This is a genomic window from Paenirhizobium selenitireducens ATCC BAA-1503 (assembly GCF_900492185.1).
Lineage (GTDB): Bacteria > Pseudomonadota > Alphaproteobacteria > Rhizobiales > Rhizobiaceae > Allorhizobium > Allorhizobium selenitireducens_A.
In genome coordinates this window covers 1-427 of the sequence record NZ_UEYP01000053.1, presented here as the reverse complement: position 1 = coordinate 427, position 427 = coordinate 1, and the positions used below count along the sequence as shown (strand labels likewise).

General features: G+C 64.9%; 1 pseudogene. It reads left to right on the top strand.

From position 1 onward, the window contains the following. A pseudogene (locus RHIZ70P_RS22690) lies at window positions 1-427 on the top strand (IS4/IS5 family transposase); the annotation flags it as partial.

Here is a 427-nt window from a genome sequence, read left to right as displayed (position 1 = left end):
TGGATGGTGCATACGGTGTTCGACCTTTCGCGGCTGACGCTCTGTTCGGTGGAAGTCACCGATCGCCATGAAGCCGAACGACTGTCGCGCGGCGTTAAGGCCGGCGAGCTTCGGATTGCCGACCGCGCCCACGCCAAGGCGGCCGATCTGGCTGAGGTGGTCGAGGCCGGGGCCGATTTTCTGGTCCGCGCCCCTTCCAACTACCCGCGCTTGCTGGATAGCGACGGACAATTGCTGGATCGCTTGGCACTCTGCCGTGAAGCGGGCGAGAAGGGCATGCTTGATCGGTGCGTGATGATCCAGGACGGCAAGTCCAAGGTCGAGGCGGCGGCACGGGTGGTGATTTTACCCTTACCACCCGAGGCGGCTGAGAAAGCCAGGCGAAGGGCCCGCCGGTTGGCCGCCAAGGCGCGATACAGACCCAGCC